Origin of the sequence: Psychromonas sp. SR45-3 (assembly GCF_014163575.1) — a bacterium.
In the GTDB taxonomy this organism is placed as follows: Bacteria; Pseudomonadota; Gammaproteobacteria; order Enterobacterales; family Psychromonadaceae; genus Psychromonas; species Psychromonas arctica.
Window position 1 is genome coordinate 98818 of record NZ_JACJDP010000010.1, and the last position, 18632, is coordinate 117449.

Consider the following 18632-nt stretch of genomic DNA (forward strand, 5'->3'; position numbering starts at 1 on the left):
GTTAAGGAGCTATTATGAGTTTTCCTGAAGATAAAAAAGTAGTGATTGATACCTCTAAGATGAGCGATGAAAAAGCCTCATCGTTAAACCTTACCGAAGCGGCACGTGAATCTGTGTGGCAGCACCCTAGTTTTGCTAAATCCTTATTTATGGGGGAGTTTAAATCTGATGCTATTTTCCCTTTCCCAACTCAAACCGCAGAAGATAAATTAGTTGGCGATCAATTGGTAGAAAAAGTAGGCATAGTATTAGCCGATACTTTAGATGCTGATTTGGTTGATGAAACGCGTAATATCCCCACCGAAGCGATGCAAGCTCTGGCTGGAATAGGGGTGTTTTCTATGAAAATCCCTAAACAGTATGGCGGTTTAGGTCTATCGCAAGTTAACTACAATCGTGTACTTATGGCTATCGCCAGTCATTGTGGATCTACCGCTGTGCTCGTTTCAGCCCATCAAAGTATCGGTGTGCCACAACCGATTAAATTATTTGGAACAGAAGAGCAAAAACAACGTTTTTTACCGCTTTTTAAAGATGGTGCTATCTCTGCATTTGCCTTAACTGAGCCTAGTGTAGGCTCCGATCCTGCACAAATGGAAACAACTGCCACCTTAAATGCCGCCGGAACCCATTATCTTATTAACGGTGAAAAACTCTGGTGTACCAATGGATTGATTGCGGATTATTTGGTTGTGATGGCCTGCACGGCGCCTAAAATAGTTGATGGAAAAGAGGTTAAGCAAATCTCTGCTTTTATCGTAAAAGGAAAAAGTTCTGGGATCACTATCAAACATCGTTGTGATTTCATGGGTATCCGCGGTATTCAAAATGGCTTAATTGAATTTAAAAACGTGGAAGTCGCTGTGGAAGATAGAATTTTAGAGGAAGGACAAGGACTAAAAATAGCATTAGCAACCCTAAACACCGGTCGTTTAACGATTCCCGCTGCGAGTACTGGTATGGCCAAGCAGTGTTTAAATATGACTCGTCGTTGGGGAGGAAAGCGTGTGCAATGGGGCTCGCCTATTGCAAAGCATGAGAAAGGTTCAAATCGTATTGCCTATATCGCGGCTACTACTTTTGCGATGGAAGGCGTTACTTGGATAACTAGTTTTATGGCTGATAAGGGCGATGTGGATATTCGTATGGAAGCTGCAATGGCGAAGCTATTTTGTAGTGAAATGGCATGGAGTGTGATGGACGAAACGGTGCAAATGTTTGGCGGTAGAGGTTATGAAAAAGCCAGTTCATTAAAAGCCCGCGGAGAGTTACCTTTCCCAGTGGAGCGCATGTTACGTGATTGTCGTATTAATCGTATTATTGAAGGCACCACTGATGTTATGGAGTTATTTTTAAGCCGTGAAGCGTTAGATACGCACTTAACTTTGGCTTCTGACCTTATTAAACCAGGCGCTGATTTCACTACTAAGCGTGATGCTGCTTTTAAACTGTTTAAAGAATATGCCTCTTGGTACCCATCACAAATCATTAATAAAGAGTTTATTACACAATTTACTCTCAGTGGCACTTTAGCCGAACATGTTAATTATTGCCAACGTACCTCACACCGTTTAGCGCGTGTTCTATTTGAACAGATGTTGTTACATCGTGAAAAACTTGAGTTGCGCCAAGAAACGTTAGGTCACTTAATGACCATTGGTTGTGAATTGTTTGCAATGGCAGTAACTTGCTCCTATGCAAAAAACCAAGTTGCGCTCGGTCATGAAAATGCGACTGCATTAGCGGATCACCATTGTGTGCTAGCAACGGAAAGGGTAGAAGCGCATTTTAAAGCATTATCTACTCCACAGCGTAGCACCGCTAAAGCAATTGCTGAAGATATTTTGAGTGAACAGTATCAATGGTTGGAAGCAGGTATTTACCCTATTGCTGAGGGAGGATAATTGCTATGCGCGATCGTCCTACATTGGAAAAACCTAGTTCTTCTTTTTTGTTATCAGGATGGTTGATCCAAATTATTGAAAAATTTACCAAGTCTTCTGTTTCTGCGGAGGGGGTTGAGTACCTAAGTAATAACCCTACTCTGTTTGTTGTTAATCACTTTACGCGTATGGAAACGGCCTTGTTACCACAGGCGTTATATAAGTTTAACGGGCAAATGGTGCACTCGCTTGCTGACAGCTCGTTATTTGTAGGTAAGTTTGGCAGTATTTTAGAGTCAGTTGGTGCGCTGCCTTTAAATTTACCCGGGCGTAATGAAAAAATTATCTCAGAGTTAATGCGTGGTACTTATAATTGGGTTATTTATCCTGAAGGTGCGATGGTTAAAAATAAAAAAGTAGTAGATAAAGGCCGTTTATCGATGCAAATATCCGATGCAACGGCACGTGCCCCGCACACTGGTGCTGCAATGTTAGCGTTACAAACCTTTCTTAAAAAAGAGGATTATAAAAAGGCAATTATAGATAATAACGAAACATTAATTAGTTACTATCAAGAAACCTATAGCTTGCATGGTCCGTCGGACCTGTCTCCCTTAGATTTACATATTGTACCGGTTAATATTAGTTATTACCCACTTCGGCCGGGTAAAAACTTGTTATCTTCGGGGGCTCAGCTTTTTTTCAAGGATATTCCTGATTTTGTGGAAGAAGAGCTTTTAGTAGAGGGCAACATTATTCTGGAAGAGTGTGATATTTCGATCTCCTTTGGGCACGCAATTGATTTACGACGCTTTACTAAACCATACCGACGCTTCTTTGCATTACTCAGTCCTTTTATTTCTCCTGCTAAACGCATGGATTATTTAATGGGAGCAATGCGCCACCGATTAACTAATGAGTTTATGTTAAGGGTGTACAGTAGCCTGACTATTAATATGGATCATCTAGTAGCAACAGCATTACGTTTTGTTCCGGCGCAGGGGATCAAAGAGACTGACTTCAAAAAAGTTATCTATCTTGCCATTATTAATATTAAAGAGAACAAACAGCGCCGTGTTCATCAAAGTTTATCGGAAGGGGTGATCAACCTTGTGTCTGGTGAACGCTATGGCCCCTATGAGTTAATCATTAAATTAGTGTTGAATGAACAAGCCGCGACTATCGAAAATGGACAAATCATGGTTAATCATGAAAAATTTGCGATGCCTTACTCTTTTCATCGCATGCGTATCGAAAGTACCGTTAGTGTGCTTGCTAATGAATTTGAAGTAATGACTAAATATGTGAAGCATATAAAGCGACTGATTGCGACATCACCTAAAAAATTATCTTTGCAAGTGTCAGCTCAAGTATTGAAAACAGATTGTTGCTTATTTGAAGATGAACGTATGCGGTCTTTTGACCGTTTACATACAAAAAGTCGTGATATTGGTAAACCCCAATATTTATCGGGTAAAGCCAACCAACCAGGGATCATCTTAATTCATGGTTTTTTAGCTTCACCAAAAGAGATGGAAGCCTTGGGACAAAAACTTAATGAATTAGGTTATGGGGTATATTTGGTACGTTTAAGTGGTCATGGTACGTTATCCAAAGAGATGCGAAATTGTACGGTTAAAGGTTGGTTAGAATCTGTTAATCGTGGCTATGCTGTTTTATCTCATTATCATCAAAAGGTTGTTGTCGTTGGTTTTTCAGCGGGCGCTTTATTGGCGTTGATTAAAAGCTGTGCAAATGTCGATAATATTGCCGGGGTAGTGGCAATTAATCCGGCATTAGTCTTAAAACAAAAATCAGTGTTCTTTTCTTCTTTATTAGATAGCTGGAATAATATGTTAAGCAGTTTTTCCATGGAAACTGGCACTATCAAATGGGTAGACAATGAGCCTGAATGTTCTGATAGTAATTACGACCGAATATACATTGCAGGGTTGAGGCAACTACTTTTGTTGCAGGATAGTTGTAGAGAGCATTTAGAGCGCGTTATTTTACCATTATTAGTTATTCAAGGAAGCAACGACCCAACTATTGATGTGGATGGTGCGGAGGAAATAATAGAAAAAGTATTGAGTAAAGATAAGCAATTACACAGTATCAATACGGATCATCACGTTATTGTAAGAGGGAAGCGGGCAGAAGAAGTGTATAGGCCTCTATTGGACTTTATTAAAAAAGTAACAGAGCCCTATTATTAGGTTAAGTGGCAACAATAGAGTATTAGGTTAAGTGACGTACTTAGACTTTATAAAAAAGTATGACGTTGCTTGTCTAAATTAAGTACTTTGCCTTTATCAGTATCAAGTTCAACACCTTCTTCTTGCAATAAAGTTATTTTCTTTTCTGTACCTAATGCATATTTTCCTATCGCACCGTTACTATTAACTACACGATGACAAGGCACAATAATGACATCAGGATTATTAGCCATTGCATTACCGACTGCTTGATAAGCTTTGCCACCTAGACGATGTGCAATATCTGCATAAGTGACCACCTTGCCTTTTGGTATTTGGCGTAGCAGGTCATAGCATTGTTGGTTAAAAGGCTTATTTGAATCCATTGACCTCTTGCTCCGTTAAAAAACGAGACTCACCGAGTGCTAGGTTATGATCCAATTCTACATTGCCTATTTGTTCTCTGTGTAAGGTTGTCACAAAGTTGCCTACCGCAGCAAACATACGTTTTACTTGATGGTATTTCCCTTCACTGATGGTTAACAACACCTCATGATCTGAAAGCACTTGTAGTTTTGCTGGTAAACAAGGATTCGTTTCACTTTTTAATTGAATACCTTCTGCAAATAAAGCAACGGCTTCATCGTTGATTGGGTCTTGTAGCGTTATGCGGTAACGTTTCTCACATTTTTTACGTGGGCTAGTAACTTGGTGCGACCATTGACCATCATCTGTGATTAGAATTAAGCCCGTTGTATCAGCATCTAATCGTCCGGCAATAAACACATTCTGCTTTTTTTCTATATCGATTAGGTTTAATAAGCTTGGCATTTGTTCATCAACATTAGAGCTAATATATCCTTGCGGTTTATTAAGCATAATGTAGCGAAACCCTCGGATTGTGAGCACTTTGCCTTTAAGCTCAATAATATCGTTAGCATCTACTTTATAAGAGCCACTACGTAAGGTGCCTGTTTGATTACTGATCAAGCCTTTACGGATTGCACTTTTTGCTTCGCTACGTGTTAATTCTGTTGATTCACAGATAAATTTATCGAGTCTCATTATGTTGTGTATTCTCTTCGGTCGTCGTGGTTTTTGTAAGTAAATCGCAGATACAGTTTTTTAAAAAAGTTTGCGCCTGTTTTTGTCCGCTAAATTGATGTGTTTGGACGATACTTTGCCAACTGTGATTTTGAATGATTTTTTCAATCACACACCTTTGTTGTTGCTGAGTTAACCCCTTTAGCGACGTAATATGTAATAACTCAATTAAAAGGTATTCAACATTCTCATAACCGCGATGCGCATTAATATAAGCTGATAATGATTGCTTTATATTCTGAATTGACTTGGTTACTACTATTTGTGGCCATAAAATTGCCACTAATGATGCGTCTAATTGGTTAAGTTGTCGACTAAGTTGTACTTTAACCTGTTTATGGAATTCAGTCTGTATTTGATGATGTAATTCTTCACCTTGCTGACTTAAAGGTAAATTAACCATCAATGAGTGTTGTCCGCTACTTTTATCTTTGCGGGTGCCAATGCGTAATACTTGTAACTGATTTTTTAACCAAAAACGCAGTAAATAGTCGCTTCCAGCAAAACTAGCGGATAGGTGATCAAATGCGTGCGTTGTTGCCCAATCAACTATCCAGTTTAATAATTGGCTACCAAAGGATTGTTGTTGCAGATCGGGTTGTACAGCAATGCGCTGTATACGAGCGAAACGTTGAGTAGCAGCAAGTTCGAATCCGCTATGGAAAGTCAGTGATTGCGCGATTAAGTGCCCAACAGGACGGCGCTTGCCTTGATAAATTTGTTCGCTAGTAATGTTATCAAGCCCTCCTTCATGTTTGACTAAAGCCACTGCTAATATTTTATCTTCTTGTTGCATTACAATCAGTGTTAAATCTTGATCGTTTAACAAAGCTACTAAGTCAGAAGGTTTGGTTTGATAATGGGCATTAACCAACAGCGAAAAAATTTGATTTAATAATGTACCTGATTGCAGCAATTCAGTTTTTTTGAGCACACGGATTTGAGTTTTCTGTTGGGATTCTAATGTATGCATTGCAAGAGTCGATTCCATCAAACATAAACTACTCAAAGTAAAAGCTTCTACTGGATCACCTTTGGCCCAACGCACAGGCTGTTCAAGCTGGAAAGTTCGATACTGAGGTGAAATAAGCTTTAATTGTTGTAGAAAGCGTAGTGCAAATCCTCTCCCCGAACCTTCGTAACCAAATTGAGTCGTGGCAAATACAACACGAGAATAGCGTTGTGCAAACTGAGCTAACAGTTTAATGGGGATAGCTGCCGCTTCATCGATGATCAATAAGTCACATGCTGGCTGTTCTATATTCAATGCATCAGGTGCTATGAATTGTAATCGTTGTAAATTATTTGCATCATTAATGGTTAATTTAGCGTGTTTGTATAAAGTAGTTACAGCTTGTTTACTCGGTGCACAAACAATAATCTTCATTAAGCCTTGATTAATTAATTTAGCTGCCGCCATACCAAGCGCTGCAGATTTTCCTCTTCCTCTATTTGCCGTTAATACTAAAGGACGTTTACGATGCCCTGTAACGGTTTTGATAATTTTGTGTATCGCGAGTTGTTGTTCTGGTATATCTAAATGTTGTCGTAATAGTGGGGAAGGTTTTGCAGTTACGATGTGTGGCTGTGTATTTGCTATAGATTGATTTTCTAGCAATATTGGAAATTGATGTCGTTTAAGCTGTTGTTGCATGTAATGAGAAAAACAATCTATTTCACTTTGTTGCTCTGGAAGTAATAAAACAATAACCGACCCTGCACATACAGAGCCTTCAGCAGCCGCAAACATATTGGCATCAAATGTTTTGTGCATATTCAAAATTAATAAGCACACATCTTGGCCTAGCAGTGATTTAGCATCACTGCATGTTATTGATGAGGGTGCTTCTCCACACCATCGATAGGGAAGGGCACTGTGCTCGATAATACTCAGTGCTTGTTGCTGGCACCAGAGGTCACTACCTTGCAAGCAGCATAACTGTCTGTGCGCAGATTTTTCTGCTATATGTTTACGTTGTTGGTAAAAGTTAATGGCAGCCGACACAGGAGATCCTAATAACAATAAAATGAGTATGGATTGCACGATAAGCATAAAATGTAACATAAAAAGAGAGTGTTAATACTAGCAACCACCCCTTTAACCTTGGATCCAAGTACAAATAATGTCAGACAGATCCTTTTGAATGTTTTTTAAACAAATAGGCAATAACTGCTTGCTTTAGTAAGTAGTTAATGTATTATACGCCCACTTGCCAATATGGCAGGTGGGTTTTTTTAACCCATAGCCAGATTTTGTTGTAAAACAGAATCATTGGTTATCAAAAATGTCTCCCAATTGGGGAGCTACTAGTTTGAATATACACTTGAGGTCTATCTAGGATAGGTTGTCAGGTGTATATTTGTATGTTGTATTTTTAACTAGGAGTTTTGGTCCATGCAGAACCAAAGAATCCGTATCCGCCTTAAAGCTTTTGATCATAAATTGATCGATCAATCAACGGCGGAGATCGTTGAAACTGCAAAGCGCACAGGTGCTCAGGTACGTGGTCCTATTCCACTACCTACTCGTAAAGAGCGTTTCACAGTACTGACATCACCGCATGTAAATAAAGATGCACGTGATCAGTATGAGATTCGTACTCACAAGCGCTTGATTGATATCGTAGAACCAACTGAAAAGACTGTTGACGCACTAATGAAGCTAGATTTAGCTGCTGGCGTTGATGTTCAAATCAGTTTGGGTTAGAGAGGAGTTATCGCAATGACAATCGGTCTAGTAGGTCGTAAAGTTGGTATGACTCGCATCTTCACTGAAGATGGTGTCTCTATTCCAGTTACAGTTCTAGAATGTTCACCTAACCGTGTTACTCAAGTTAAATCACTTGATACTGATGGCTACCAAGCTATTCAAGTAACTGCTGGCTCTAAAAAAGCAAGCCGTGTAAACAAGCCTGAAGCTGGTCACTTTGCGAAAGCAGGTGTAGAAGCAGGTCGTGGTTTATGGGAATTCCGCCTTGGTCAAGACGAAGGTGCAGATATTCAAGTTGGTGCTGAGCTAAGCGTTGAGTTGTTCAACGAAATAAACAAAGTAGATGTTACTGGTCAATCTAAAGGTAAAGGTTTCCAAGGTGCTGTTAAGCGTTGGAATTTCTCTATGCAAGATGCGACTCACGGTAACTCTATTAGCCACCGTGCTCCAGGTTCAATTGGCCAATGTCAAACACCTGGACGCGTATTTAAAGGCAAGAAAATGGCTGGTCACATGGGTGCTGAGCGTGTTACGACTCAAAACCTTGAAGTTGTACGCGTAGACATTGAACGCAACTTACTGCTCGTTAAAGGTGCAGTAGCTGGTGCGAAAAATGGCGACGTATTCATCAAACCTGCTGTTAAAGCATAGCCGAGGAGTTAGTAATGGAATTGGTATTGAAAGATGCACAAAGTGCTCTTGAAGTTTCTGACACTACCTTTGGACGTGAATACAACGAAGCCCTTGTACATCAGGTAGTCGTTGCATATGCAGCTGGTGCTCGTCAAGGTACTCGCGCTCAGAAAACCCGTAGTGAAGTTCGCGGTGGTGGTAAAAAACCATGGCGTCAAAAGGGTACTGGCCGCGCACGTGCAGGTACAATCCGCAGCCCAATTTGGGTTGGTGGTGGTGTAACTTTTGCAGCTCGTCCACAGGACCATAGCCAGAAAGTTAACAAAAAAATGTATCGTGGTGCAGTGAGAAGTATTCTTTCTGAGTTAGTTCGTCAGGATCGTCTAATCGTTGTCGAGAAATTTACTGTTGAGGCTCCGAAAACTAAAGAGCTTGCAGCTAAATTAAAAGACCTGGATCTTAAAGATGTATTAATCATCACTGAAGAATTAGATGAAAATCTATTCTTAGCAGCGCGCAACTTGTACAAAGTTGACGTTCGTGATGTGCAAGGCATTGACCCAGTTAGCCTAATCGCGTTTGATAAAGTTTTAGTAACTGCTGATGCAGTGAAAAAGATTGAGGAGAGCCTAGCATGATCAGTGAAGCACGTTTACTGCAAGTTATTCTAGCCCCGCATGTCTCTGAAAAGGGAACTTTATCTGCTGAAAACCATAACACTATGGTGTTCAAAGTTGCAGGTACTGCGACTAAAGCAGAAGTCAAAGCGGCAGTTCAGAAGTTATTTGATGTTGAAGTTACTGGTGTTCGCACACTAAACGTGAAGGGTAAAACCAAGCGTTCAGGTCAACGTATGGGTCGCCGTAGCGACTGGAAAAAAGCATACGTTACTCTGGCTGAAGGTGCAGATATCAGTTTCGATGGCGCTGAGTAGAGGAATTATTTTATGGCTATTGTAAAATGTAAGCCTACGTCTCCAGGTCGTCGCCACTTAGTTAAAGTGGTAAATAACGATCTGCATAAAGGCAAGCCATACGCTCCACTTTTAGAGTCAAAATCTAAATCTGGTGGTCGTAATAATGGCGGTCGTATTACGGTTCGACATATCGGTGGTGGTCATAAACAACACTATCGTTTAGTTGATTTTAAACGTAATAAAGATGGTATCCCGGCAAAAGTAGAGCGTTTGGAATATGATCCAAACCGTAGTGCAAATATCGCACTAGTACTTTATGCTGATGGTGAACGTCGCTACATCCTTGCCCCTAAAGGCATGGTTGCTGGTGATATGATCCAATCTGGTGAAGATGCATCAATTAAAGCAGGTAACTGCTTACCGATGCGTAATATCCCAGTAGGTACTACAGTACATGCTGTAGAAATGAAACCCGCTAAAGGTGCACAAATTGCACGTTCTGCTGGTTCATACAGCCAAATTATAGCTCGTGATGGTGCTTACGTTACTCTACGTTTACGTAGTGGTGAAATGCGTAAAATCCCTGCTGAGTGTCGTGCAACAATCGGTGAAGTTGGTAATGCAGAACATATGCTACGCCAATTAGGTAAAGCTGGTGCTACGCGTTGGCGTGGTGTTCGTCCTACCGTTCGTGGTGTTGTAATGAACCCAGTAGATCACCCACATGGTGGTGGTGAAGGTAAAACAAGTGGCGGTCGTCATCCTGTTTCTCCTTGGGGTGTTCCAACTAAGGGTTACAAAACTCGTAAGAACAAGAAAACTGATCAGTATATTGTTCGTCGTCGCAATAAGAAATAAGTAGAGGTATCGCCATGCCACGTTCTCTCAAGAAGGGTCCTTTTATTGACCTACACTTGCTGAAGAAGGTAGAGAAAGCGGTTGACAGTAACGAGAAAAAGCCTATTAAGACTTGGTCTCGTCGCTCTATGATCATTCCTGATATGATTGGTCTAACTATCGCTGTCCATAACGGGCGTCAACACGTGCCAGTATTTGTAACTGATGAAATGATCGGTCACAAACTGGGTGAATTTGCACCAACGCGCACTTACCGTGGTCATACCGCGGACAAGAAAGCGAAGAAATAGAGGTAATTATGGAAGCTTTAGCTAAACATTTATATGCTCGTTCTTCGGCTCAGAAAGCGCGCCTGGTAGCAGACCAAGTACGTGGTCTTCCAGTAGAAAAAGCACTAGAACTTTTATCATACAGCCCTAAGAAAGCCGCTGTTTTGATTAAGAAAGTTGTAGATTCTGCAATTGCAAACGCCGAGCATAATGAAGGCGCTGATGTTGATGAGCTAGTTATCACAAAAATTTGTGTTGACGAAGGTCCAACAATGAAGCGTATCATGCCGCGTGCGAAAGGCCGTGCCGATCGTATCATGAAGCGTTCTTGCCATATCACAGTAGTGGTATCAGACAGGGGTTAAACAATGGGACAGAAAGTTCATCCTAACGGTATTCGCCTAGGTATCACTAAAGCATTTAGCTCTACTTGGTATGCAGGCAAAAAAGATTTTGCAGATAACTTATACAGTGATTTTCAAATCCGTAAATTCTTAACAGAGAAATTGAAAAATGCTTCTTTGTCTAAAATTACTATTGAACGTCCAGCGAAAAGCGTACGTGTGACTATTCACACAGCTCGTCCTGGTGTTGTAATTGGTAAAAAAGGCGAAGATGTTGAATTGCTACGCACAGCTATTGCTAAAATGGCGGGCGTTCCAGCTCAAATCAATATCTCAGAAGTTCGTAAACCTGAACTTGACGCAAAACTAGTAGCAGATTCAATCTCTTCTCAGTTAGAGCGTCGTGTTATGTTCCGTCGTGCTATGAAGCGTGCGGTACAAAATGCTATGCGTCTAGGCGCTAAAGGTATCAAAGTTCAAGTTAGTGGTCGTCTTGGTGGTGCAGAAATCGCTCGTGACGAATGGTATCGTGAAGGTCGTGTACCTCTACATACTCTTCGTGCCGATATTGATTACTCAACATCAGAAGCATTGACTGTTTACGGTATCATTGGTGTTAAGGTTTGGATCTTTAAAGGCGAAATTCTTGGTGGTTTACCACTTCAACAAGAAGAAGCGCCAGCTAAACCAAAACGCAAAGGTCGCGGTAAGTAGGAGAAATACGCTATGATGCAACCAAAACGTATGAAGTTCCGTAAAATGATGAAAGGCCGCAACCGTGGTCTTTCTAAAGGTGCGGAAGTCAGCTTTGGCGAATTTGGACTAAAAGCAACTGGTCGTGGTCGAATTACTGCTCGTCAAATCGAAGCAGCACGTCGTGCAATGACTCGTCATGTTAAACGTCAAGGTAAAATCTGGATCCGTGTGTTTCCTGATAAGCCGATTACCAGCAAACCGTTAGAAGTGCGCCAAGGTAAAGGTAAAGGTAACGTGGAATATTGGGTTGCTCAAACTCAGCCAGGTAAAGTTCTTTATGAAATGGAAGGTGTTCCAGAAGCATTAGCTCGTGAAGCGTTTGCTCTTGCAGCAGCTAAATTGCCAGTGGCAACAACTTTCGTAACTCGTAAGGTGATGTAATGAAAGCTAACGAACTTAAAGAAAAAAGCGTTGAAGAGCTTAATGCTGAACTTCTAAACTTATTACGTGAGCAATTTAACTTACGTATGCAGTTAAACACAGGTCAGTTAGAAAAGCCGCACTCAATCAAACAAGTGCGTCGTGACATTGCCCGTGTTAAGACAGTATTAAATCAGAAGGCAGGTGCGTAATGAGCGAAAAAAACACTCGTACTCTTCAAGGTAAAGTAATCAGTGCAAAGATGGATAAATCTATCGTTGTAGCTGTTGAACGTAAAGTGAAGCACCCGTTATACGGTAAATTCATGAAGCGTACTACAAAGCTACATGCACATGATGAAACAAACCAATGTAATGAAGGTGATATTGTACTAGTAAGTGAATGTCGTCCTTTATCTAAGACTAAGTCTTGGACATTGGCACAAATCGTAACCAAAGCATAACCTACTGTTTTCAGTAAGTTAAATTTGATTACATAAGCTAAGCGGTGCTCATTTTTTGAGTGCCGTTTTTTTAGACTATCTTTCTAATAAAGTTGGTGGTATGATGCCGCTCCCTGAAAATATGGGAACACGACTCATTAGAGAGTATCAATAGTAAATAGCGGAGCACTATAATGATCCAAATGCAAAGTGTGCTAGATGTCGCCGACAATAGTGGCGCTCGACGCGTAATGTGTATTAAGGTCCTTGGTGGCTCGCATCGCCGTTATGCAGCAATCGGTGACATCATCAAAGTTTCTGTGAAGGAAGCAATTCCTCGTGGAAAAATTAAAAAAGGTGATGTTCATTCAGCTGTGGTAGTGCGTACCAGAAAAGGTGTACGTCGTCCCGATGGTTCTGTTATTCGTTTTGATCGCAACGCTGCGGTTATCTTGAATGCAAACAACCAGCCAGTCGGTACACGTATCTTTGGCCCTGTAACCCGTGAGCTTCGAAATGAAAATTTCATGAAGATAGTTTCACTGGCGCCAGAAGTACTGTAAGGAACCGAAAATGGCAGCAAAAATAAAACGTGACGATGAAGTAATTGTTATTGCCGGTAAAGATAAAGGTAAAACTGGGAAAATTTCTCAAGTTTTAGCGAACGGTAAAGTAATTATTGAAGGTGTAAATGTTCAAAAGAAACACCAAAAGCCAAACCCACAAGCGGGTGTAACTGGCGGTATCATTGAACAGAATGCACCGATCGAAGTATCAAATGTTGCGATCTACAACTCGGCAACGAGTAAAGCAGATCGTGTTGGTTTTAGACTAGAAGACGGACAAAAAGTACGTTTCTTCAAATCTAATAATGAACTTGTGAAGTAACTGGAGTTTACGATGGCGAAACTGCATGATTTCTATAAAGACAACGTGGTGTCTGATTTGCAAAAGCAATTCGACTATACGTCTGTCATGCAAGTCCCTCGAATAGAGAAAATCACCCTTAATATGGGTGTTGGTGAAGCACTGGCTGATAAAAAAGTCCTAGAGCACGCTGCGTCAGATATGGCAGCAATCTCAGGTCAAAAGCCAATGATCACTAAAGCACGCCGCTCTGTGGCAGGCTTCAAAATTCGTGAAGGCTACCCGATTGGTTGTAAAGTAACACTACGTGGTGCACGTATGTGGGATTTCTTTGAGCGTTTGGTAACAATCGCTATCCCACGCGTACGTGATTTCCGTGGCCTGAATGCTAAGTCATTCGATGGTCGTGGTAACTACTCTATGGGTGTTCGTGAGCAAATCATTTTCCCTGAAATCGATTACGATAAAGTTGATAAAGTACGTGGTTTAGATATCACAATTACTACTTCAGCTAAGTCTGACGAAGAAGCACGCGCACTTTTGTCTGCGTTCAACTTCCCATTCCGTAAGTAAGGAGTTAGAAAATGGCTAAACAATCAATGAAAGCGCGTGAAGTAAAACGTGAGAAGTTAGTTGCTAAGTTCGCTGAAAAGCGTGCAGCATTAAAAGCAACAATTAACAATGTAAATACATCTGACGAAGATCGTTGGAATGCAGTGTTAGAACTTCAATCGCTACCTCGTGATTCAAGTTCAGTACGTCAACGTAATCGTTGTAACGTTACTGGTCGTCCACATGGTTATCTTCGTAAATTTGGCATGAGCCGTATTAAGGTTCGTGAGCATATGATGCGCGGAGAAATCCCTGGCCTGAAAAAAGCCAGCTGGTAATCAATTAATCACGGAGTAAATAGTTATGAGCATGCAAGATCCTATTTCGGATATGCTAACGCGTATTCGTAACGGTCAAGCAGCAAGCAAAGTATCTGTTAAGATGCCTTCTTCTAAGCAAAAAGTTGCAATTGCAACTGTGCTTAAAGCAGAAGGTTATGTTGCAGATTTCGCTGTTGCTGGTGACACAAAGCCTGAATTAGAAGTTACTTTAAAGTACTTCGAAGGCAAAAAAGTAATCGATACTATCAAACGAGTAAGCCGTCCAGGTCTTCGTATCTATAAAGGTGCAAATGATCTTCCTAAGGTTATGGCTGGTTTAGGTATTGCGATCGTTTCAACTTCTCAAGGTGTTATGACTGACCGAGCTGCGCGTAATGCAAGCATCGGCGGTGAGATCATCTGTTACGTATCTTAAGGAGTAATCTATGTCTCGTATAGCTAAGGCACCGATTACTGTTTCTGCTGGCGTAGAAGTAAAAGTAAATGGTCAAGAGATCACTGTTAAAAGTGGTAAAAGCGAATTAGTTCGTACTCTTAATGATGCTGTTATTGTTAATTTTGAAGATGGCGTGTTAACTTTCGTACCTGTTGAAGGTGTTAAAGACGCATGGGCACAAGCAGGTACTGCACGTGCTAACGTTAACAATATGGTTGTAGGTGTAACTGAAGGCTTCAAGAAGACTCTTCTTCTTCAAGGTGTTGGTTACCGTGCACAAGTTAAAGGTCAAGATGTAAACCTAACTTTAGGTTTCTCTCATCCTGTTGTATATGCATTACCAGAAGGTATTTCTGCTACGGCTCCAAGCCAAACAGAAATCATCATCTCAGGTTCTGACAAGCAACAAGTTGGCCAAGTAGCTGCAGAGATTCGTGCATTCCGTCCACCAGAACCTTATAAAGGTAAAGGTGTTCGTTACGCTGATGAAAACGTGCGTCGTAAAGAAGCGAAGAAAAAGTAAGGTAAGACACTATGGATAAGAAAGCATCTCGTCTTCGTCGTGCTACCCGCACACGTAAGAAATTGCAAGATCTTGGTGCAACTCGTCTTGTGATAAACCGTACACCTCGCCATACTTACGCGCAGGTAATTACAGCAGACGCACAAGTCGTAGCAAGCGCTTCTACATTAGAAAAAGAAGTAATTGCACTAGTTAAGAACGGTGGTAATAAAGAAGCAGCTCAACTAATTGGAAAATTAGTTGCAGAGCGTGCGGTAGAGAAAGGGATTTCTAAAATTTCTTTTGACCGTAGCGGTTTCCAATACCACGGTCGTGTTGCAGCACTAGCTGACGCAGCTCGTGAAGCTGGTCTACAGTTCTAAGGGTAAAGATTATGTCAAAAGTAGAATCTCAAACCGGTGATCTGAACGAAAAGCTAATCGCAGTAAACCGTGTTTCAAAAGTAGTTAAAGGTGGTCGCATCTTTAGCTTTACAGCACTAACAGTTGTTGGTGATGGTAATGGTCGTGTTGGTTTCGGCTATGGTAAGGCACGTGAAGTTCCAGCAGCTATTCAAAAAGCTATGGAAAAAGCACGTCGCAATATCAGCGAAATCCAATTAAAAGGTAACACTCTGCAGCATCCTGTTAAGGGCCGTCATTCTGGTTCTAAGGTATATATGCAACCAGCATCGGAAGGTACTGGTATCATCGCAGGTGGTGCAATGCGTGCCGTGTTAGAAGTTGTTGGTGTACAGAACGTACTATCAAAAGCTTACGGCTCAACTAACCCAATTAACGTTGTCCGCGCTACGATGGATGCACTAGAGAGCATGAACTCTCCTGAGCAAATCGCAGCTAAGCGTGGCTTAAACGTTAGTGATATTCTGGGGTAATTCAGCATGGCTACTAAAACGATTAAAGTAACTCAAACCAAAAGTGCAATTGGCCGTTTACCAAAGCACCGTGCAACATTAACAGGTCTAGGCCTGCGTCGCATCGGTCACACAGTAGAGTTGCAAGATACTCCTGCTGTACGTGGTATGGTTAATAAAGTTTACTATATGGTTAAGGTTGAGGGGTAATAATGAAACTTAATACTCTATCTCCAGCGGCTGGCTCTAAGCCTGCTGCTAAACGTGTAGGCCGTGGTATCGGTTCTGGACTAGGTAAGACAGGTGGCCGCGGTCACAAAGGTCAAAAATCTCGTTCAGGCGGTACTGTACGTCCTGGTTTTGAAGGCGGTCAAATGCCATTAAAACAACGTTTACCAAAATTTGGTTTCACATCTCGTAAATCTCTAGTTAGCGGTGAAGTTCGTTTGAACGAAATTGCTAAAGTAGAAGGCGATATTGTGACGCTTGAAACGTTGAAACAGGCAGGTCTACTAACAAACACAACTAAGTTTGCTAAAGTAGTTCTATCTGGTGAAATCTCTCGCTCAGTAACAGTACAAGGCCTTCGTGTAACGAAAGGTGCGCGTGCTGCAATTGAAGCGGCAGGCGGAAAAATCGAGGAATAATAGGTAATGGCTAAGAAACCAGGATTAGATTCAAAAGCGGCACAAGGAAGCAATTTAAGCGAACTTAAAACTCGTTTACTATTTGTTTTAGGCGCTATATTAGTGTTCCGTGCGGGCTCTTTTGTTCCAATTCCTGGTATTGACGCCGCTGTCCTAGCTGATCTTTTCCAACAGCAAAAGGGTACCATCATAGAAATGTTTAACATGTTCTCTGGTGGTGCGCTTGAGCGTGCTTCTATCTTTGCATTGGGTATTATGCCGTATATTTCTGCGTCTATTATTATCCAACTGCTTACGGTAGTTCATCCTCCTTTAGCTGAGCTAAAGAAAGAGGGTGAGTCTGGTCGTCGTAAGATTAACCAGTACACACGTTACGGTACTTTGGTATTAGGTACGTTCCAAGCAATTGGTATTGCAACCGGTTTGCCTACGATGATGCCCGGACTTGTTGAAAATGCAGGTCTGAGCTTTTACATCACGGCAGTTGTTAGTTTAGTGACTGGAACTATGTTCCTTATGTGGCTAGGTGAGCAAATAACTGAGCGCGGTATTGGTAATGGTATTTCTATCATTATCTTTGTAGGTATTATTGCCGGGTTGCCATCGGCAATCGGGCAAACTGCTGAGCAAGCTCGACAAGGTGAAATTCACCTTCTAGTGTTGTTAGCATTAATTGTTATCGTTTTTGCAACTACTGCGTTTGTAGTATTTGTTGAACGTGGTCAGCGACGTATCGTTGTTAACTACGCAAAACGCCAACAAGGCCGTAAGGTTTTTGCTGCTCAAAGCACTCACTTGCCATTAAAATTAAATATGGCTGGTGTAATTCCTGCAATTTTTGCTTCGAGTGTTATCTTATTCCCTGGTACTATTGCCCAGTGGTTTGGTCAGACTGAAGGTTTAAGCTGGTTATCGGATGTTTCTTTGGCGTTACAGCCAGGACAACCGTTGCATATGATGTTATATGCTGCTGCTATTATCTTCTTTTGCTTCTTTTATACTGCACTTACGTTTAATCCACGTGAAACTGCAGATAATTTGAAGAAAAGCGGTGCCTTTATCCCAGGAATCCGTCCAGGAGAACAAACATCACGTTACATTGATAAAGTGATGACGCGTCTAACATTAGCTGGTGCGTTATATATTACCTTTATCTGTTTGATTCCCGAGTTTATGATGGTTGCAATGAATACGCAGTTCTACTTCGGTGGTACGTCGTTATTAATTATTGTTGTTGTTATCATGGACTTTATGGCACAGGTGCAGACTCATTTGATGTCTAATCAATATGATTCTGTCTTGAAAAAAGCTAACTTGAAAGACTACGGAAAATAATTTTCTAGCTTGATAGTTATACTAACTACGGAGTGTTGCAATGAAAGTTCGTGCATCCGTTAAAAAAATCTGTCGTAACTGCAAAGTTATCAAACGCCACGGTGTGGTGCGAGTTATCTGCGTAGAGCCAAAGCATAAACAACGCCAAGGCTAATCTACAGAGATTTTGGATATATTAGCAGCTTAGGTGAATTTTCATCTAAGCTGTGTTTTGTTTGCTAATTTATCATTTGTCGAGTATCCTACCGGGCTTTTCACAAATGAATCGTTAACTTTAAGGAGTGCATAGTGGCCCGTATCGCTGGCATTAACGTTCCTGATCATAAGCATGCAGTTATCGCATTAACTGCTATTTTTGGCATTGGTAAGACTCGTTCACAAATTATTTGTGCTGAGTCAGGTATTGCTGAAAGTACTAAGCTTAAAGATCTGGATGAAACACAAATCGAAGCTCTTCGTACAGAAGTAGCTAAATTCGCCGTTGAAGGTGATTTACGTCGTGAAGTATCTATGAGCATCAAGCGTCTAATGGACCTTGGTTGTTACCGTGGACTTCGTCATCGTCGCAGCTTGCCTGTACGTGGACAGCGTTCTAAAACGAATGCTCG

At 41.2% G+C, this 18632-nt stretch carries 29 protein-coding genes; 26 read left to right on the forward strand and 3 right to left on the reverse strand.

Going from position 1 to position 18632, the window contains the following annotated elements; genetic code table 11:
- Window positions 1-14 precede the first annotated feature (14 nt).
- Together H5084_RS07990 and H5084_RS07995 are read left to right on the forward strand one after the other, a co-directional pair.
- Window positions 15-1904, forward strand: coding sequence for an acyl-CoA dehydrogenase family protein (locus H5084_RS07990; RefSeq protein ID WP_182690119.1), 1890 nt, complete (start codon window positions 15-17; stop codon window positions 1902-1904).
- A 5-nt stretch (window positions 1905-1909) separates the two neighbouring features.
- A complete protein-coding gene (locus H5084_RS07995) occupies window positions 1910-4099 on the forward strand; it encodes an alpha/beta fold hydrolase (RefSeq protein ID WP_182690120.1) in 2190 nt (729 codons plus the stop codon).
- Between the two features lie 47 nt (window positions 4100-4146).
- Here the strand turns inward: H5084_RS07995 and H5084_RS08000 are convergent, their stop codons facing one another.
- Genes H5084_RS08000 through H5084_RS08010 form a run of 3 tightly spaced genes read right to left on the reverse strand, consistent with a single transcriptional unit; the run spans window position 4147 to window position 7187 of the window.
- Window positions 4147-4464, reverse strand: coding sequence for an MGMT family protein (locus tag H5084_RS08000; RefSeq protein ID WP_182690121.1), 318 nt, complete (start codon window positions 4462-4464; stop codon window positions 4147-4149).
- Window positions 4451-5143, reverse strand: coding sequence for a pseudouridine synthase (locus tag H5084_RS08005; protein WP_028869309.1), 693 nt, complete (start codon window positions 5141-5143; stop codon window positions 4451-4453). The genes H5084_RS08000 and H5084_RS08005 overlap by 14 nt, the downstream gene beginning before the upstream one ends.
- Complete coding sequence (locus tag H5084_RS08010; RefSeq protein ID WP_182690122.1) at window positions 5130-7187, reverse strand: GNAT family N-acetyltransferase; 2058 nt, start codon at window positions 7185-7187, stop codon at window positions 5130-5132. Before H5084_RS08010 ends, H5084_RS08005 begins: the two co-directional genes overlap by 14 nt.
- Before the next feature lie 390 nt (window positions 7188-7577).
- On the opposite strand from H5084_RS08010, the gene rpsJ reads away from it, so the two are divergent.
- From rpsJ to rpsM, 24 genes are all read left to right on the forward strand, one after another.
- Complete coding sequence (rpsJ, locus tag H5084_RS08015; protein WP_025563085.1) at window positions 7578-7889, forward strand: 30S ribosomal protein S10; 312 nt, start codon at window positions 7578-7580, stop codon at window positions 7887-7889.
- A gap of 15 nt (window positions 7890-7904) precedes the next feature.
- A complete protein-coding gene (rplC, locus tag H5084_RS08020; protein ID WP_028869308.1) occupies window positions 7905-8543 on the forward strand; it encodes a 50S ribosomal protein L3 in 639 nt (212 codons plus the stop codon).
- Between the two features lie 14 nt (window positions 8544-8557).
- Entirely contained in the window at window positions 8558-9163 is a 606-nt protein-coding gene (rplD, locus tag H5084_RS08025; RefSeq protein ID WP_028869307.1) for a 50S ribosomal protein L4, read from the forward strand.
- Window positions 9160-9459 carry a 50S ribosomal protein L23 gene (rplW, locus tag H5084_RS08030; protein ID WP_028869306.1) on the forward strand — a complete coding sequence of 100 codons (300 nt, stop codon included), beginning with the start codon at window positions 9160-9162 and terminating at the stop codon, window positions 9457-9459. Before rplD ends, rplW begins: the two co-directional genes overlap by 4 nt.
- A gap of 12 nt (window positions 9460-9471) precedes the next feature.
- On the forward strand, window positions 9472-10299 hold the full coding sequence (gene rplB / locus H5084_RS08035; RefSeq protein WP_028869305.1) for a 50S ribosomal protein L2: 828 nt from the start codon (window positions 9472-9474) through the stop codon (window positions 10297-10299).
- A 14-nt stretch (window positions 10300-10313) separates the two neighbouring features.
- Window positions 10314-10589: a 30S ribosomal protein S19 gene (rpsS, locus tag H5084_RS08040; protein ID WP_028869304.1), complete on the forward strand. Its 276-nt coding sequence runs from the start codon at window positions 10314-10316 to the stop codon at window positions 10587-10589.
- An 8-nt stretch (window positions 10590-10597) separates the two neighbouring features.
- A complete protein-coding gene (rplV, locus tag H5084_RS08045; RefSeq protein ID WP_025563079.1) occupies window positions 10598-10933 on the forward strand; it encodes a 50S ribosomal protein L22 in 336 nt (111 codons plus the stop codon).
- A gap of 3 nt (window positions 10934-10936) precedes the next feature.
- On the forward strand, window positions 10937-11626 hold the full coding sequence (gene rpsC / locus H5084_RS08050) for a 30S ribosomal protein S3 (protein WP_025563078.1): 690 nt from the start codon (window positions 10937-10939) through the stop codon (window positions 11624-11626).
- 12 nt (window positions 11627-11638) lie between these two features.
- Window positions 11639-12049, forward strand: coding sequence for a 50S ribosomal protein L16 (gene rplP / locus H5084_RS08055; protein WP_025563077.1), 411 nt, complete (start codon window positions 11639-11641; stop codon window positions 12047-12049).
- Complete coding sequence (gene rpmC, locus H5084_RS08060) at window positions 12049-12240, forward strand: 50S ribosomal protein L29 (protein WP_028869303.1); 192 nt, start codon at window positions 12049-12051, stop codon at window positions 12238-12240. The genes rplP and rpmC overlap by 1 nt, the downstream gene beginning before the upstream one ends.
- Entirely contained in the window at window positions 12240-12491 is a 252-nt protein-coding gene (rpsQ, locus tag H5084_RS08065; RefSeq protein WP_028869302.1) for a 30S ribosomal protein S17, read from the forward strand. Before rpmC ends, rpsQ begins: the two co-directional genes overlap by 1 nt.
- Before the next feature lie 173 nt (window positions 12492-12664).
- The gene (rplN, locus tag H5084_RS08070) at window positions 12665-13033 is read left to right on the forward strand and encodes a 50S ribosomal protein L14 (RefSeq protein ID WP_025563074.1); all 369 of its coding nucleotides are present in this window, start codon (window positions 12665-12667) and stop codon (window positions 13031-13033) included.
- A 10-nt stretch (window positions 13034-13043) separates the two neighbouring features.
- Window positions 13044-13358 carry a 50S ribosomal protein L24 gene (gene rplX, locus H5084_RS08075; protein WP_028869301.1) on the forward strand — a complete coding sequence of 105 codons (315 nt, stop codon included), beginning with the start codon at window positions 13044-13046 and terminating at the stop codon, window positions 13356-13358.
- A gap of 12 nt (window positions 13359-13370) precedes the next feature.
- The gene (gene rplE / locus H5084_RS08080) at window positions 13371-13910 is read left to right on the forward strand and encodes a 50S ribosomal protein L5 (RefSeq protein WP_025563072.1); all 540 of its coding nucleotides are present in this window, start codon (window positions 13371-13373) and stop codon (window positions 13908-13910) included.
- Window positions 13911-13921: 11 nt separating this feature from the next.
- The gene (gene rpsN, locus H5084_RS08085; RefSeq protein WP_028869300.1) at window positions 13922-14227 is read left to right on the forward strand and encodes a 30S ribosomal protein S14; all 306 of its coding nucleotides are present in this window, start codon (window positions 13922-13924) and stop codon (window positions 14225-14227) included.
- A gap of 25 nt (window positions 14228-14252) precedes the next feature.
- A complete protein-coding gene (gene rpsH / locus H5084_RS08090) occupies window positions 14253-14645 on the forward strand; it encodes a 30S ribosomal protein S8 (RefSeq protein WP_028869299.1) in 393 nt (130 codons plus the stop codon).
- A 10-nt stretch (window positions 14646-14655) separates the two neighbouring features.
- Complete coding sequence (gene rplF, locus H5084_RS08095) at window positions 14656-15189, forward strand: 50S ribosomal protein L6 (RefSeq protein ID WP_028869298.1); 534 nt, start codon at window positions 14656-14658, stop codon at window positions 15187-15189.
- An 11-nt stretch (window positions 15190-15200) separates the two neighbouring features.
- Window positions 15201-15551: a 50S ribosomal protein L18 gene (gene rplR / locus H5084_RS08100; protein ID WP_025563068.1), complete on the forward strand. Its 351-nt coding sequence runs from the start codon at window positions 15201-15203 to the stop codon at window positions 15549-15551.
- Window positions 15552-15562: 11 nt separating this feature from the next.
- Window positions 15563-16063, forward strand: coding sequence for a 30S ribosomal protein S5 (gene rpsE, locus H5084_RS08105; RefSeq protein ID WP_025563067.1), 501 nt, complete (start codon window positions 15563-15565; stop codon window positions 16061-16063).
- A gap of 6 nt (window positions 16064-16069) precedes the next feature.
- A complete protein-coding gene (gene rpmD, locus H5084_RS08110) occupies window positions 16070-16252 on the forward strand; it encodes a 50S ribosomal protein L30 (protein WP_025563066.1) in 183 nt (60 codons plus the stop codon).
- Window positions 16253-16254: 2 nt separating this feature from the next.
- Window positions 16255-16689 (forward strand): 50S ribosomal protein L15, encoded by a 435-nt coding sequence (gene rplO / locus H5084_RS08115; RefSeq protein WP_028869297.1) that lies wholly within the window; start codon window positions 16255-16257, stop codon window positions 16687-16689.
- Window positions 16690-16695: 6 nt separating this feature from the next.
- On the forward strand, window positions 16696-18024 hold the full coding sequence (gene secY / locus H5084_RS08120) for a preprotein translocase subunit SecY (RefSeq protein WP_028869296.1): 1329 nt from the start codon (window positions 16696-16698) through the stop codon (window positions 18022-18024).
- Window positions 18025-18064: 40 nt separating this feature from the next.
- Window positions 18065-18178 (forward strand): 50S ribosomal protein L36, encoded by a 114-nt coding sequence (gene rpmJ, locus H5084_RS08125; RefSeq protein WP_011770886.1) that lies wholly within the window; start codon window positions 18065-18067, stop codon window positions 18176-18178.
- A gap of 134 nt (window positions 18179-18312) precedes the next feature.
- Window positions 18313-18632: 30S ribosomal protein S13 (rpsM, locus tag H5084_RS08130; RefSeq protein WP_182690123.1), on the forward strand; the 320-nt coding region annotated here is incomplete at its 3' end.